The 15,459-nt window shown below is 45.9% G+C and carries 12 protein-coding genes; 10 read left to right on the plus strand and 2 right to left on the minus strand.

The genetic code is table 11. The annotated features are described in order from the left end of the window. Nucleotide 1: 1 nt before the first annotated feature. Nucleotides 2-1,606, minus strand: a complete 1,605-nt coding sequence (locus EYS13_RS01360; protein WP_227765210.1) for a glycosyl hydrolase family 18 protein — start codon at nt 1,604-1,606, stop codon at nt 2-4. Between the two features lie 306 nt (nt 1,607-1,912). After that, nucleotides 1,913-3,841, minus strand: a complete 1,929-nt coding sequence (locus EYS13_RS01365; RefSeq protein ID WP_227765211.1) for an aconitate hydratase — start codon at nt 3,839-3,841, stop codon at nt 1,913-1,915. Nucleotides 3,842-3,933: 92 nt separating this feature from the next. Here EYS13_RS01365 and EYS13_RS01370 point away from each other — a divergent pair, with 92 nt between their 5' ends. The 10 genes from EYS13_RS01370 (at nt 3,934) to EYS13_RS01415 (ending at nt 15,399) form a co-directional block, all read left to right on the plus strand. After that, the gene (locus EYS13_RS01370; RefSeq protein ID WP_227765213.1) at nt 3,934-4,314 is read left to right on the plus strand and encodes a DUF503 domain-containing protein; all 381 of its coding nucleotides are present in this window, start codon (nt 3,934-3,936) and stop codon (nt 4,312-4,314) included. Nucleotides 4,315-4,324: 10 nt separating this feature from the next. After that, nucleotides 4,325-4,789 (plus strand): tRNA (uridine(34)/cytosine(34)/5-carboxymethylaminomethyluridine(34)-2'-O)-methyltransferase TrmL, encoded by a 465-nt coding sequence (trmL, locus tag EYS13_RS01375; RefSeq protein WP_227765215.1) that lies wholly within the window; start codon nt 4,325-4,327, stop codon nt 4,787-4,789. A gap of 10 nt (nt 4,790-4,799) precedes the next feature. Beyond that, nucleotides 4,800-5,285 (plus strand): metallophosphoesterase family protein, encoded by a 486-nt coding sequence (locus EYS13_RS01380; RefSeq protein ID WP_227765218.1) that lies wholly within the window; start codon nt 4,800-4,802, stop codon nt 5,283-5,285. 119 nt (nt 5,286-5,404) lie between these two features. Continuing rightward, nucleotides 5,405-5,968 carry a glycerol-3-phosphate responsive antiterminator gene (locus EYS13_RS01385; protein WP_227765220.1) on the plus strand — a complete coding sequence of 188 codons (564 nt, stop codon included), beginning with the start codon at nt 5,405-5,407 and terminating at the stop codon, nt 5,966-5,968. 286 nt (nt 5,969-6,254) lie between these two features. Further along, nucleotides 6,255-7,790, plus strand: a complete 1,536-nt coding sequence (glpA, locus tag EYS13_RS01390; protein ID WP_227765222.1) for an anaerobic glycerol-3-phosphate dehydrogenase subunit GlpA — start codon at nt 6,255-6,257, stop codon at nt 7,788-7,790. Next, complete coding sequence (gene glpB, locus EYS13_RS01395) at nt 7,777-9,105, plus strand: anaerobic glycerol-3-phosphate dehydrogenase subunit GlpB (protein WP_227765224.1); 1,329 nt, start codon at nt 7,777-7,779, stop codon at nt 9,103-9,105. The genes glpA and glpB overlap by 14 nt, the downstream gene beginning before the upstream one ends. After that, on the plus strand, nt 9,050-10,246 hold the full coding sequence (locus EYS13_RS01400) for an anaerobic glycerol-3-phosphate dehydrogenase subunit C (protein ID WP_227765226.1): 1,197 nt from the start codon (nt 9,050-9,052) through the stop codon (nt 10,244-10,246). The genes glpB and EYS13_RS01400 overlap by 56 nt, the downstream gene beginning before the upstream one ends. Before the next feature lie 92 nt (nt 10,247-10,338). Next, on the plus strand, nt 10,339-11,787 hold the full coding sequence (locus EYS13_RS01405; RefSeq protein WP_227765228.1) for a sigma-54 interaction domain-containing protein: 1,449 nt from the start codon (nt 10,339-10,341) through the stop codon (nt 11,785-11,787). Nucleotides 11,788-12,189: 402 nt separating this feature from the next. Continuing rightward, nucleotides 12,190-13,776 (plus strand): BCCT family transporter, encoded by a 1,587-nt coding sequence (locus EYS13_RS01410; RefSeq protein ID WP_227765231.1) that lies wholly within the window; start codon nt 12,190-12,192, stop codon nt 13,774-13,776. Between the two features lie 186 nt (nt 13,777-13,962). After that, the gene (locus tag EYS13_RS01415; protein ID WP_227765232.1) at nt 13,963-15,399 is read left to right on the plus strand and encodes a trimethylamine methyltransferase family protein; all 1,437 of its coding nucleotides are present in this window, start codon (nt 13,963-13,965) and stop codon (nt 15,397-15,399) included. Nucleotides 15,400-15,459: the final 60 nt, after the last annotated feature.

The raw sequence follows: 15,459 nt of genomic DNA on the forward strand, positions 1-15,459 counted from the left end.
GTTAGCGGGTTTTTTTTAAATTCTCTGCGATTATTTCCCAGATGCGAGGTTCTTCATAGCCCCGACGCCAGGAGGCAACACCGGCCAAGCCATATTTATCAACTAAGGCCAGGCGTTGCCGTACAGAATGTTCATCCTCCAGCCAGATTTTAAAAGTGGAGCCATTTTGCTGCAGCTGAGCAAAGTTTTGTCCCGAGGAAGCATCTATCTTTGGTGTCAACCCGTTTTGTTTTACCCAACCTTTAGCTGTATCCATATTGAAAATGCGGGAGCTTACTGTTATTTTTCCTGTATCGTCCCGCTTTTCTTCCCAAAGGCGGGTGTAAAAAGGAATACCCAAGACCAGTTTTTCCCTGGGGACTTCCTCCAGAAGACCGCGGATTCCTTTTTCCACCCAGGGCAGTGAAGCCACGGAGCCTGCTTTTGGGCTGGTGGACCAGTGCTCATCGTAGGCCATCAGCATAATGTAATCCACTGCTTCTCCCAGCGCTTTACGGTTATAAAAAAGGGACCAGTTGGCACTGTTTGATTTAACAGTGACGTCCATGGATACAGTAAGGCCCTGCTCGTGAAACAGGGGCGTCAACTCTCTGACGAATTGCACCAGCAGATCTTTATCTTCCAAGTACACATTTTCAAAATCTAAATTAATGCCATTTAATTCATAGAGCTCTGCAAACATCAGGAGTTGGTTAATCACCTTTTGCCGCAGTGCCGCGCTCCTCAAAATATTGTGGGTTTTTTCCGGGTTAAAATCATTGCTAAATAGGGCCCAAACTTGGTAGCCTTTGGAATGGGCCCAGCGGACGTAAGCGCCGTCAGCCCTGTTGCCCACCGTGCCTTCAGAATCTTTCAAATAAAACCAGGTGGGAGATACAACGTTTACGCCGGGCGGCGGTGTGATGCGGGACGTATCTGGCGTGACTTTGCTAACTTGCTCCCAGGTAAAATTAATTTTTCCTTGTATTTTTGGTTTAATGTACGATGAGTTGTCAATGCCCTGCGGAACCAGCTCAATATTTCGTAAATTAACTGGGTCCTCCTGCACGTAACCCAATTGCCCGTTGGACAGTACATGGTACCAGCCGTTAACTTCACTAAAAATCGTGACTTCAGTACCGATAGGCAGTTTGGTCAGACGCTGATGTCGGAGGCCTGGTCCTGTTCTCAGTATTGTTTCTTTTGTTATCACAGCTTTCTGCAGTGGCTTACCGGAAGTCAAAAGTACTGCCCTGTTTTCTTTTGGGCAAACGGCCAGGTTTAAATTATAAATTTTTTTTAGGGGTTTTAGCTGGACATAGGGTTCCCCTTGGACAAGCAGCACTGGAAACTCCAGCTGCAAGGGTTTATTATTTACGCTTACTGTCAGTTTTTCGGTATGCATTCTAACTACTTTGTCTGCTGTTGTGATGATAAGCTGCTTCTCTTCCGGGTCCCAGTGAATATTGGGGTCAAATGTACTCTTAATTGTATTAACGGATAGATAAGGTTCGTTTTGTTTAAACAGGAGTTCACCATTGGCAAAAGCTTTGTCGTTCCAAATTAAAACCGCATTTTCATCTTGATAGGTAAAAAAGCCGGGCATATACCAAAGTAACAGGCTCAAAGCTAAAACTGCTAACGCCAATAATACAATTATTATCGAGGTTTTATAATTAAACGTTTTGTTTAGTTGAGGCTCAGCCAAGTCATTCTTCCTTTCATAACCAGCAATTTTCTTTCTGCACTTAAAGCGCAGATAATCAATATTTAGTTTTTTCGCGGCGGGGGCCCGGATTCCTGCCCTAATAGCCTGCCTTTTTTTGGAGAAGCTCCGGACTGGTGACTGCTATCTTTACAAAAAAGCTGCTGACGTGAATCAGCAGCTTTAAACCAGATAAAAAGCTGACGGCTGAAAGCTGATAGCTGATAGCTATTCAGCTTTTGCCTTTGTATAATTGAGGAGTCCTCCTGCCAGGATAATTTCAATAAAGCGGGGAGAGAGGTTATGCTCTGTTTCAAAGGTTATACCCTTGGTTTCATTTTGTACGGTCAGCACATTGCCGTTCAGCAATTGGTTGTGCAGGTCAGTAAACTTTAACACATCACCTTGTTCGATGGTCTCATAATCTGTTTCCCGCACGAAAGTTAACGGCAGGATGCCGAAGTTCACCAAGTTAGCCCGGTGGATACGGGCAAAGGACTTGGCGATTACTGCTTTGACGCCAAGGTACATTGGAGCCAAGGCCGCATGTTCCCGGCTGGAACCCTGTCCGTAATTATGGCCCCCTACAACAAAGCCTCCGCCTTTGGCCTGGGCCCTTTGGGCAAACTCACTGTCTACAGGCGCAAAAACGTGCTGGGCAATGGCGGGAATATTGGAACGGAGGGGCAATACTTTTGCTCCCGCCGGCATAATGTGGTCGGTCGTTATATTGTCGGCTACTTTCAGTAGCACTTCGCCCGACAACTCCCGGGGTAACGGTTTATTTACCGGCAGCGGTTTGATATTTGGCCCTCGAATAATTTCCACTTTTTCCGGTTCGGGAGATGGAGGCAAAATCATCCGGTCATCCAGGATAAATTGCTCAGGCTGATTTACAATAATACCAGGGCCCAGGGTTCTCGGATCGGTTAAAACGCCGGTTAAAGCGGTAGCGGCGGCCACTTCGGGGCTGGCCAGGTAGACTTGGGCATCGGCTGTGCCGCTGCGCCCCTGGAAGTTCCGGTTAAAAGTGCGCACAGAGACGCCGCCTGAAGGAGGCGCCTGTCCCATACCAATGCACGGGCCGCATGCCGATTCCAAAATCCTGGCACCGGCGGCAATTAAATCTGCCAGTGCGCCGTTTTCAGCCAGCATGCGGTAGACCTGCCTCGAACCCGGGGCAATACACAGGCTGACATCGGGGTGTACCATCTTTCCTTTCAGGATGCCTGCAACCCGCATCAGGTCAGTGTAAGAGGAGTTGGTGCAGCTGCCGATGGCAACCTGGTCCACTTTAATCGGCCCGACTTCACTGACCTTTTTCACGGCATCGGGGCTGTGGGGCTGGGCCACCATTGGTTCAAGCTCAGACAAATTGATTTCTATGATTTCATCGTACTCGGCATCTGCATCGGGTAGAAGCTCAACCCAGCTTTCCACCCTGCCCTGGGCTTTAAGGAATGACTTTGTCACTTCATCGCTGGGGAAAACAGAGGTAGTAGCGCCTAATTCAGCGCCCATATTGGTAATGGTTGCCCGTTCGGGCACACTTAAAGTCGCCACACCCGGTCCACCGTACTCAATTACTTTGCCTACTCCGCCTTTAACACTTAAACGGCGTAACACTTCTAAAATGACATCTTTGGCTGATACCCAGGGGTTAAGTTCACCGGTTAAATGAACCTTGACAACTTTAGGCATGGTTAAATAGAAAGGTCCTCCGGCCATGGCCACGGCCACATCAAGGCCTCCGGCACCGATAGCCAGCATGCCAATGCCCCCACCGGTAGGGGTGTGGCTGTCTGAACCTAAAAGAGTTTGGCCCGGTACTCCAAACCGCTCCAAATGTACTTGATGGCAAATACCGTTGCCAGGACGGGAAAAATAGATGCCGTATTTGGAGGCAATGCTTTGTAGGAACCGGTGGTCATCGGCATTTTCAAAACCTGACTGCAGCGTATTGTGGTCGACGTAACTGACTGACAGTTTCGTCTTTACCCGTGGGACTCCCATTGCTTCAAACTGCAGGTAAGCCATGGTCCCCGTGGCGTCTTGCGTCAGAGTTTGATCTATTTTGATGGCAATTTCTTGCCCCGGAATCAGTTCGCCGGCCACCAAATGCTCTTTTAAAATTTTTTTTACCAGATTGTCACCCACTGCTTTTTCCTCCTTTACATTCTATTTTTTAAATATACCAAAGGGGTCCGGGAGTGTCAAAGGGTTTAAAAGGATGTGAAAGGAATTAGACTATGAGCAGAGAATTTGTAAGGACGACGTTAGCCTGCTGGCGACTGATGACTGGTGACTGGGGACTAAACGAGGAGCGTTTTGCTGAAAGGGGTTGGAACGTGATTACCGGAATTTGTACTATAAAGTTAAGAATTGCTGGCGCAGAGTCCCTGAAAGACAAGAGAAGGGTTATCAAAAGCCTGATTGGCAGAATCAAAAGCAGGTATAATGTTTCAATCAGTGAAGTGGAGGACATGGACTCCTGGCAGCTTGCTACTATTGGTGTGGCTTTTGTCAGCAACAGCACGGTACATGTGCATCAAACCCTGGACAGTTTGCTTGATTTTGTTGAGGCATTTGGTCAAGTGGAACTAATCCATTTTGAGAAAGAAATTTTATAGGAAGGTGAGCTTGCTTGTGCATATTGTTTTGGTTGAACCTGAGATTACGCAAAATACGGGGAATATCGCCCGCACCTGTGCAGCAACAGGAGTAAACCTGCATTTAGTAAAACCGCTGGGTTTTTCAACCGATGATCGCTACTTGAAGCGGGCGGGACTTGACTACTGGCATCTTGTCCATATAGAATACCATGAAAATTTCTCCGAGCTGAGAGCCAAATATCCTGGGAAAAACTTCTATTACGCTACCACAAAAGGCAGCCGTTTTTATTCCGAAGTTAAATATACAAACGATGATTTTCTGGTGTTTGGCCCCGAAACACGGGGGCTGCCGAAAGAACTATTAGCAGCCAATGCCCCTTATTGCATAAAAATACCTATGAGGGATGAAGCCAGGTCCCTCAACCTCTCTAATTCAGTGGCTATAGTGGTATATGAAGCGCTGCGGCAGTTAGGTTTTCCCAATTTAAAGTAAGGAGGAGCATATGCTAATAGGCGTTTTGTCGGATACCCATATTCCTCGGCGGTCGAAAAGTTTGCCCCCTATACTTTGGAAGGGTTTAGAGGGAGTGGATTTAATTTTGCATGCCGGCGACATTAACCAGCCTGACTTGTTGGACGAGCTGGGCTTAATAGCACCTGTACATGCGGTCTTAGGCAACACTGACCCTTACGAACTGCAAATTAAACTTCCTTTAACCAAGGTACTGCAATTGGGAAGGTTTAAAGTAGGTCTGGTTCACGGTGACGGGATTGGCGGAAGGACGGTGGACCGGGCTGCCCAGGCGTTCCAAAGGCCGGATCTGGATATTGTTATTTTTGGGCACAGCCACCAGCCTTACTGCGCTTTTCACGGCAAGACCCTCTTTTTCAACCCTGGTTCTCCCACGGATAAAAGAATTATGCCTTATTATTCTTACGGGCTGATTAGGCTGGAGGAGGAGATCAAGGCTGAGTTGATCTGTTTTTAAATTTTCCGGCAGGACTTTTAAATTTCTTGTGGAATAGTCCATACTAGAACAGGCACCGTTGTTGCCGTTGCAGAATATTTTATACTGTCAGTATCATCTATCCCGTCAAGGTGTAATGGATGAAGAGGATTGCTGAACTCTTTGGGGAAAGCCAAGTCATTGCTGCAGTACGCAGTGAGGAACAATTGCGCCAAGCGGTGAATTCGCCTGTGGCGGCAATTTTTCTCTTGCACGGGGACATTAATGTTTTGTTAGATTATGTAGACTATGCCAAAGGCCATAATAAAGCTGTTTTTCCCCATATGGATTTAATGGCTGGTATAGCAGGGGATAAAGCAGGAGTGGAGTATGTGGCAAGGGAGGTTGCTCCTGATGGCATTATTACTACCCGCAGCAATTTGATTAAAGCTGCAAGAAAACAAGGGCTGCTGACCATTCAGCGACTTTTCCTGGTTGATTCTACAGCTGTGGAGACTGGTATACATGCAGTGCTGGAAAACCAGCCTGATGCCGTGGAAGTCATGCCGGGTATTTTGCCCAAAGTGGTGGCCAAAATCAAAGATAGGATTACGCAGCCGGTGATCGCCGGGGGCCTGATTGAAGACAAAGAAGAGATAGAGCAGGTACTTGCTGCGGGAGCGCAGGCAGTATCTGTAGGCAATCCCAAACTATGGGCTAATTGAATAAACAATGTGGTGGAGAAACGGAGAACCGCAAGCTAAGAGGTTACTTAATAACCTCTGCTTGCGGTTTTTATTTTCCAGTCACCAGCTGACCATAAGCCGTGTCCTTAGTCCTTGGCAGCGGCTTACGCCGAGTTATTAGTCATTATGATAGCCAATGGGTAATTGTTGAGAGATGATGGCTGATAGCTGAAAGCTGAAAACTAACGGCTAACGACGGCGATAGCTTGCTGGTGACTGAGGACTGGTGACTTAATGCAAAATTTGCACCCGGGAGGTTATTGGGATGGAAACTCAAGCAGTAGTGATTGGTGGAGGAATTACCGGAGCAGGTATTCTGCGGGACTTGGCTATGCGGGGGATTGAGGCGGTGTTGATTGAAAAAGGTGATTTATGTAACGGCACCTCAGCCCGTTTTCATGGTTTGCTGCACAGCGGTGCTCGGTACGCTGTCACTGACCCTGCTTCTGCCGTGGAGTGTATTCAGGAAAACACTATTTTAAAGAGAACGGCAGGCCATTGTATCGAAGAGACCGGCGGGGTATTCATTCAGCTTGCCGATGATGACCCTGGCTTTGTAGCCCAGTGGCTTAAAGCATGTAAGCAGTGCGGCATTGCAACTTCAGAAATTGATCCTACAGAACTGCTTCGGGCGGAGCCTGGCCTTAGTCCCTTGATAAAAAGGGCTTTCCGGGTACCCGATGGGGCGGTGGATGGCTTCCGTTTGGTTGAGGAAAATGTCTTAGCCGCTAAAAGCTATGGCGCAAAAGCTTTGACCTATACGGAAGCTGTGGGGATAGTAACTGCGGGTGGCAGGATTACAGGGGTTAAAGTACGGGAGCGGTCCGGACAGGAAAAAATCATAAACTGCCAGGTAGTTATCAATGCTGCGGGTCCCTGGGCAGGGAAAGTGGCTGCTCTTGCAGGAGTGAAACTCGACATAATTGCCAACAAGGGGACTCTATTGGTTTTTAACCACCGTTTGACCAACTGCATTATCAACCGCTGCCAACCTCCGGGCGATGGCGATATTTTTGTACCCCATCATACGGTTTCCATCTATGGAACTACTTCCAAAAATGTAAGCGGGCCTGAAGATGATAAGGCTACCTTCAAGGAGGTAGAGAGGCTTTTAACCATTGGTCGGCAAATGCTTCCTGCAATGGAACAGGCCAGGATTCTCAGAGCTTTTGCCGGAATAAGGCCATTATACCATCCGGGATATACAGAGTATGAAAATCAGGGGCGAGAGGTAACCAGGAATTTTTTTGTGATTGATCATGAGGACCGGGATGAGTTAAAAGGCCTGATTTCCATTGTAGGGGGCAAATTTACTACTTACCGTTTAATGGCAGAAAAAACTGTAGACTTGGCAGCCGCCAAACTAGGCAATTCTGTGCCTTGCCGCACTGCACTGGAACCACTGCCCGGGTACAGCGGGCTAAACCCTGACGAACCTACTGAGCGTCAAGAAGGGCAAGTGGTGTGCGAATGCGAGCAAATTACGGAAAGCCAGCTGCAAGTAGTAATTGCCGGTAACAGGCAAATAAACCTCAACGATTTAAGGCGAAAGACCAGGTTAGGAATGGGGACCTGCCAGGGTACTTTCTGCGCTTACCGTGCTCTCGGAATCATTGCCAAAATGCACAGGCTGCCTGCAGAGGAAGTCAAGAACTTGCTTTACGAATTTATTGGAGAAAGATGGAAGGGTATGATCCCTGTTTTATGGGGGCAAACACTGCAAGAAGCGGAACTGATGCGCCATGTTTATTCAAACATACTATGTGTAGAGGGGTTGGACGAGAGCTATGAGGAGATTTGACACCGTCGTTATTGGCGGGGGACTGGCGGGGATAATGGCTGCCCTGTCAGCTAAGACAGAGCGTAATAGGGTACTGCTGGTAGCCAAAGGATATGGGAGTTTTTATCACGGCCCAGGGGTCATAGACCTGCTGGGTAGCAGCGCGGCAAAGCCGGGAAAGAAGATAGTTAAGCCGTTTCAGGAAATAAACAAACTGCACCAGGTGCATCCTTACTCCAAGTTAGGCTTGGAAACTGTTAAAGAAGCTTTAACAAATTTAAGCGAACAGCTTAAATTTGTTAATTATCCTTTGGAAGGCGGTAAAACTAATATGCTGCTTCCAACGGCTCTGGGCAGCATCAGGCCAACTTGTCTTGCTCCGACCGCCTTGGCCAATGGCGATTTAAACCATGGGGGAGATATATTAATAGCGGGGATAGAAGGTTTCCATTACTTTAATGCGTTATTGGCAACTGAGAACCTTAAGCAAAATTTAAAAAGGCTGGGTAAGGAGCAAAAAGTAGAGTGTTGTACTCTGGAATTGACTTTCAATAGGAAACGACCTCTTTCTGCCTATGACTTGGCCCTATGGTTCGACCAACATGGGGACATAGGTTTCCTTGCAGAACAGCTGCGGCCAAGGTTAGGCACGGCAGAAAGGGTAGGTTTTCCGGCAGTTTTGGGCCTTACCAAGCATTCCGCTATTTTAAAGCAACTAGAACAGGAATTGGGCAGGGAAGTGTTTGAGATACCAACCCTTCCGCCTTGTGTTCCCGGAATAAGGCTCCACAGGTCCCTTATCACCTTATTACAGAAAAAAGGAATAGCAATAGTAACTGGCTATCCGGTAGCAGACTTTGTTTCGCGGGATAGGGTTATCAAACAGATTACCGTTCATAGCCCAGGAAGACATATGGAATATCAAGGGAGTAAATATATTCTGGCCACAGGGGGCCTGGTTGGCGGAGGACTCGTTGCCGGCTCCGGCTGGGTGCAAGAAACCATATTCAAGTTGCCTGTGGCGTATATCCCGGGAGTAGAAAGCTGGAGCAGGGATAAGTTATTTCACCCCAAAGGACAGCCTTATGCCCATTTCGGAGTAATGGTCAATACGCAAATGCAACCTGTCGATCATCAGGGGACTGTTTGCTTTACCAACCTCTACGCTGCGGGAAACATTCTGGCCCATAGCGATCCGCTGGCGGAAAAGAGCAGCGGAGGTATTGACATAGCAACAGGCTTTGCTGCGGGGATGCAGTGCAGGGGGGAGGGAATGAACCATGAACTGCAGAGAGAATTTTCCGGCGGACCTGTGCTTAAAGTGCAGCATTTGTAATGCGGTCTGCCCGGTATATGCAGTGGAGAATAGTTTCTTGGGACCTAAATTCGTTGGGCCTGAATTGGCACGGCTTTCCAAAAGTAAAAGCGTCCAAAGTACTACAGTGGAATATTGCTCCGGGTGCCGCCAGTGCGAGCTGGCTTGTCCGGCCGGTGTAAAAATTACGAGTCTTGCACAAGATGCAAAAGTATTATCAGTAAAAGCAAAAGGCATTCCTTTGCGCGATAGAATTTTAGGCCATAACCAGTGGGTGAGCGGGATGGCTTCCCGGGTGGCACCTTTAACCAACCTGGCGTTACGCTCCAATGTGCTGCGCTGTATTGCGGAAAAAGTTGCCGGCATAAAAAACAGACCGTTTCCTGTTTATCATTTCCCCTTTAGGTATAGGCCGATGGAAATTAAAGAGCCAAAAGGTAAAGTCGCCTATTTTATCGGCTGTTATGGCCGGTATATTGGTACAGCCGTTGCTCTGTCAGTTGTCCGGGTGTTCGAAACCTGTGGCATTAAGGTAGTTGTACCGCCTCAAAAATGCTGTGGAGTTCCTTTATTAGCAAATGGTCTTGTGGAAGAAGCCAGGAAAAATGCTTTCTATAATATTAAAGTACTATCGGAGCTTATAGCACGGGGGTATGAAGTAGTAACTTCCTGTCCCAGCTGTGCTTTGAGTTTAAGGGACGAATACATGCATCATCTCAACCTGCCTGAAGCTTCCAACGTGGCAAATAAGGTCTACGATGCCGCCGAATATCTGCTCAAAGTAGATAGCGAAACAGGTTTAGGAGTTGAGTTTGAAAGTGGCGGTAAGCGTTATTTTTACCACCAACCCTGCCATGCCAAGGCTTTGGGAATAGGGTTGCCTGCAGTTGAATTGCTGGGATTGCTTCCCGGTCTTAAGCTGGAAATCAGGGAACAAAAATGTTGCGGACAGGCCGGTACGTATGGGTTTAAAAAAGAAAAGTATCCAATTTCTCAGGCAATCGGTCGTAGCCTTTTTATGGAGGTAAAAGAAAGCAATGTTGACGGTATTATTACGGAATGCGGGATGTGCGCAATGCAATTGGACCACGGTACTGGCAAAAAAACATATCATCCTTTGGAAATATTTAATAGTGCGCTAATGGTACCTCACAAGAAATAAACAAGCAGGTATAGGACTTACAACGTCGAAAAAATATTAGCAACTTTCATCTGGAACGATATCAGCGCCGTTAAAGCTTAGGGGGTAATATTGTGGAACTGGAAAAGTTGCGTGCCTTGGAACAGGAAAATAGGTGGCTAAAAACTGTTCTGGATGCTATCCATGAAGGAGTACAGCTTAGCAACAAGGAGGGTGTTACGGTTTTTTATAACCGCGCCTGTGAACGTTTTGAAGGTTTGCGCAGGGAAGATGTGGTAGGGAAAAAAATTACAGAAGTATATGACGTGACAGAAGAAACCAGTACCCAGCTCAATGTGTTGCGCACGGGAGTGCCTGTAGTAGAACAGTATCACCAGTATTATACCGTGGATGGCAAAAGGGTTGATGTAATTGCCAGCACATATCCCTATTACGAAGGAAATGAGATAGTAGGGGTTTACTCTATTAACCGCGATGTTACCAAAATGAAGGAGTTCATGGCCAGAACCATTGAACTGCAAAGGCATCTAAGTGCGGGAAAAAAGAATGACAGTAGAAGCAACGGCACCAGGTTTAGTTTTGCAGATATTATCGGGAACAGCGATGTAATCAAGCAGGTCATTGCTGCGGCCCAGAAGATTGCCAGAAACAATTCTTCTGTTTTAATTTATGGTGAAACCGGTACCGGCAAAGAACTTTTTGCCCAAAGCATTCATAATGCCAGTCTATATGCTGACGGTCCTTTTATCGCCATCAACTGTGCTGCTATTCCGGAGACTTTGCTGGAAAGTCTGCTGTTTGGAACAGTAAAAGGCGCTTTTACAGGGGCGGTGGAAGCTCCCGGACTCTTCGAACAGGCGGAAAACGGCACTCTATTTTTAGATGAACTCAATTCAATGGGGTTACACCTGCAGGCCAAGCTGCTCAGGGTTATTCAGGACAAATCCATCAGAAGGATTGGCGATAACACCCAAAGAACAGTGAATTGCCGGATAATCAGCTCAACCAACAAGGATCCCTTGGAGGCTGTCAGGGATGGGCAGATCAGGCAGGATCTTTATTACCGGTTATCAGCGGTTACTTTACACCTCCCCCCTCTTAGAGAAAGAATTGAAGATGTGGCAGTTTTGAGCAGCTATTTTTTGCAAAAATACAATAAACAATTCGGCACATCCATTGTAAGCATATCAGAGCAACTGCTGGATCTATTCATGAAGCACCCTTGGCCTGGAAACGTCAGGGAATTGGAGCATGTGATCGAAAGCGCAATGAATATGGTTGATTCAGAGGAAAAAACTCTAACGCTTTCTCATTTGCCTCTATATTTAAGGAAAAGGTTTACGGGCCAGATTCATAATTACCAAGCCCAGGTAAAACCGGGCGGCAAACTCAACGAAATACTGCAAGAAGTTGAAAAGAAAATCATCGAAGATACATTGCGTAAAAATGGAGGAAATATATCGCAAACCGCCCAGGACCTGGGCATTTTTAGACAAGCATTACAGTATAGGATAAAAAGATACAACATTAAGATAGATGCACTAAAACGTACTTCTTTGTAGCCCAGGCGCAATGCAATTACCCGTTGCGGAGCAATAATATTTTGCTGGATAAATTGCTGTTATTTATTGGCGCAATAATTGATGCAATATTAGATTGCGTTACCATATGTGTTTTTACAAATTTTTCCGACGTGAATTTTTTGAATAGTATACAATAGCCTTAAAATTTCAAGGATTTCAGAATTTTAAGCAAAGCCCTCAACCTGGCATGTTTTTTGCATATTAATTTAAGCAGGGTAGTTTGTTCCAGTTTTTATAAGAAGCAGGAATTGATTGAAAGTATTCCCATAGAAAGAGGTGATCAAAGTGGATAATAACCTGTAGTAAACCGGTCTCACTGCCCTTTGAGCTTATAATGAAACAAAAGCTTTAAAAGATTCTTTACATGAAAGGGGAATTTCAGTGAAAAATATCAGAACATTTGTGTTTTGGCCGGCGTTCTTATTATTATTATCTTCTTTATTATTGAATTTTGCCAATAAGGATATGTTTGTACAATTAGTAACCGGTGCAAACAACTGGTTAATTGCTAATTTCGGCTGGGGTTTTAGCTGGGCAGCTTTTTTGGCTCTAATAACGGTTATCATAGCTTATGTTTCACCGCTTGGTAATGTAAAATTAGGTGGTCCCGATGCCAAACCAATGCTCGACAAAAAGAACTGGTTTGCGATTACTCTTTGTACAACGCTTGCTGCAGGTATCCTGTTCTGGGGGACAGCAGAACCCATCTATCATATTTCTTCCCCTCCGCAGTCATTAGGGTATGAACCTTTTTCTCCTGAAGCTATCAAGTTTGCAATGGAAACCATGTATTTGCATTGGACATTTGTGCCGTATGCTCTTTATACCATACTTACCCTTACATTTGCTTTCGCTTATTTCAATATGAAAAAGTCTTTCAGTATAGGCTCACAAATTGCGCCTCTGCTTGGAAACAAGGAAAATAATGGGCTAAATACTGTTATCGATGCTATTTGTCTTTGGGGTATCGGTGCAGGCATGGCTGCTTCCTTCGGAACATCTATCATGAATATGGGCGGAGCCATCAACTCGATTACAGGTATTCCCAGCGGCCCGACCACATGGCTAGTTCTGGCTGCTTTGGGTGTTACTGTGTTTGTTATTTCCGCTAGCTCCGGTTTAATGAAAGGAATTAAACTGCTCTCCGACATTAACATGAAGGTTTATTACGTCATTATAGCTATCGTGTTCATTTTCGGACCTACTGCATACATGCTTAATTTAGGGACGGAAGCTTTTGGCGGCTTTTTAACTCATCTTTTTGAAAAGAGTTTATTTACCGGCGCGGCGGCAGGGGATCAATGGCCCCAGTGGTGGACAACCTTCTACTGGGCGAACTGGATTGCCTGGGCGCCTGTTTCGGCAGTTTTCTTGGCCAGGATTTCATACGGTTATACAGTGAGAGATTTAATCCAGATGAACCTGATCTTGCCTGGAATTTTCAGTGCTGTTTGGATGACTATTTTCAGCGGGACCTCAATCTATATGCATACACATGGAGTTGTTGATCTGGTCCAAGTCTTAAATACTGTTGGGCCCGAGGGTATAGCATATGCAATTTTACGGCAGTTCCCTCTGGCAGGTCTGATCATTCCTTTCTTCCTGTTTATCGTGTTCATTACGTTTGTTACTGCCGCTGACTCAACTACAAACGCAATGGCAGCATTAAGTTCAACAGGGATTACACCGGAAAATCCGGAAGCATCTACTGTGCTTAAAGCAATTTGGGGAATCAGTGTCGGTGCATTGGCCTGGATTATGATTAGTATTCTTGGTATTAATGGCATTAAAATGCTCTCTAATTTAGGTGGTTTTATTGGAACATTTTTAGTATTCGGTGCAGTAATAAGCTTGTTTATTTTGATCAGCAAGCATGAAAAACTTAACGTATATAGTAACCGTACCAACAATAGCAACACGAAGGAAGCACCGGCAGTAATTAGTCAAGGCAATAACCTTAATATGTAGTTAAATAATTCATAGTCTGAAAGTTATTGTAAAAACCAGTACCAACAGGTTCTGGTTTTTGCACTGTATTGAGGGATTGAGAGCTCGTTGCTATAACAACATGTTTATGGCAGCGCTAGTGGCCCGACTAAAGAGTATGGATTGGCTTTTGTAATATTTTCTAATAAACATTGGAAGTGATGGCTGATGTTGGGTAACTTTGGTAACGGCCTCAGTGTAAGGGTGCTTAATGAGCAAAAAATAGCAAAGATACATGAGGCTGCCTTAACCATATTAGATGAGATTGGGGTAGCAGTTTTGCACCAAGAAGGCCGGGAACTGTTGGATGGCGCCGGAGCGGTGGTTGGAAAAGGTAATATAGTGAAGATTCCTCCGCAGCTTGTGATGAAGGCTCTTGGCACAGCACCCAAATCTTTTATCATTTACGACAGGTCAGGGAAGCCCCGAATGCAAATGGGAGAGGGAGAGCTTTATTTCGGAACTTGTCTTGAGAGCCTTGAATATCTTGACCCTTATACCGGCAAGACTGAACGATACCGCTTTGAACACCAAATAAAGATCATTAAGGTATTCGACTATTTGTCAAACTTGGAATTCATTCAAACCGGAGGCGAAGACGCCGACGTAGATCCGAAAATCTCCGATAGAATATGTTTTAAAAATACATTAATGCATACAGAAAAACCCATTTGTTTTTGCATCGGCGGCGATGACCGGACTTCTGCAGATATTATTGAAGCTGCAGCCGTGGTAGCAGGAGGGTATGAGGAGTTAGCTGCGAAACCTTTTATTTTCTATTTATGCGATCCTGTTTCTCCCAGAATGAACGTTGAACCTTCCGTTGGACACCTGTTGACCTGTGCAGAAAAAAGAATTCCGGTAGTCTGTTTGCCATATTGTACACTGGGTGGAACGGCTCCGGTAACGTTTGCCGGTGCCCTGGCCCAGTGCACTGCTGAGGTGCTCAGCTGTCTTGTCATCCACCAGTTGAAGAGCCCCGGGGCCCCATTTATTTTTGGAGCAATGCCTACGGTTATGGATATGAGAACTACTGTCGGAACATACGGGTCTCCGGAGTTGGCCATGTTGGTAGCTGCTTCGGCGGAAATTGCGAGTTACTATGGGTTACCTTTTTATGGTACTGCGGGTACCACCGATGCCAAATCTATTGATGCCCAGGCTATTATGGAGGCAACAATGTCGTGTATGCTGTCTGCTCTTGGCAAAACCACCATGGCTCATGACGTTGGTTTTATGTACCATTCCAGGGTAATATCCCCCGAGTTAATGGTAATCACCAATGAAATCATTAATATGATTAAGCCTTTTCGCCGGGGAGTGGAAGTGAATACTGAAACATTGGCCCTGGATGTGATGAGACGCATACCACCTGGAGGCCACTATTTAAATGAGCAGCATACATTTGAACATTTTAAAGAATGCTGGTATCCGGAATTGCTGGACAGATCCAGGGCGGAATCTGTACCGACAGTTAACGAAAAAGCACGGGAAAAGACCATACAGATCATAGAAAATCATATTTTAAACAAAGTGCCGGAAGATACAGCTGGGGAGTTGGAACAACTTGAACTGAAGTGGAAAAGCAATGCGGGTCTGGTTTAAGGAATGTCCGAAGCCGGGCCAATTGGACTATTGTGAAATTTACAAAAAGGTAGGGGACAA

This window comes from Zhaonella formicivorans, assembly GCF_004353525.1.
Taxonomy (GTDB): domain Bacteria; phylum Bacillota; class DUOV01; order DUOV01; family Zhaonellaceae; genus Zhaonella; species Zhaonella formicivorans.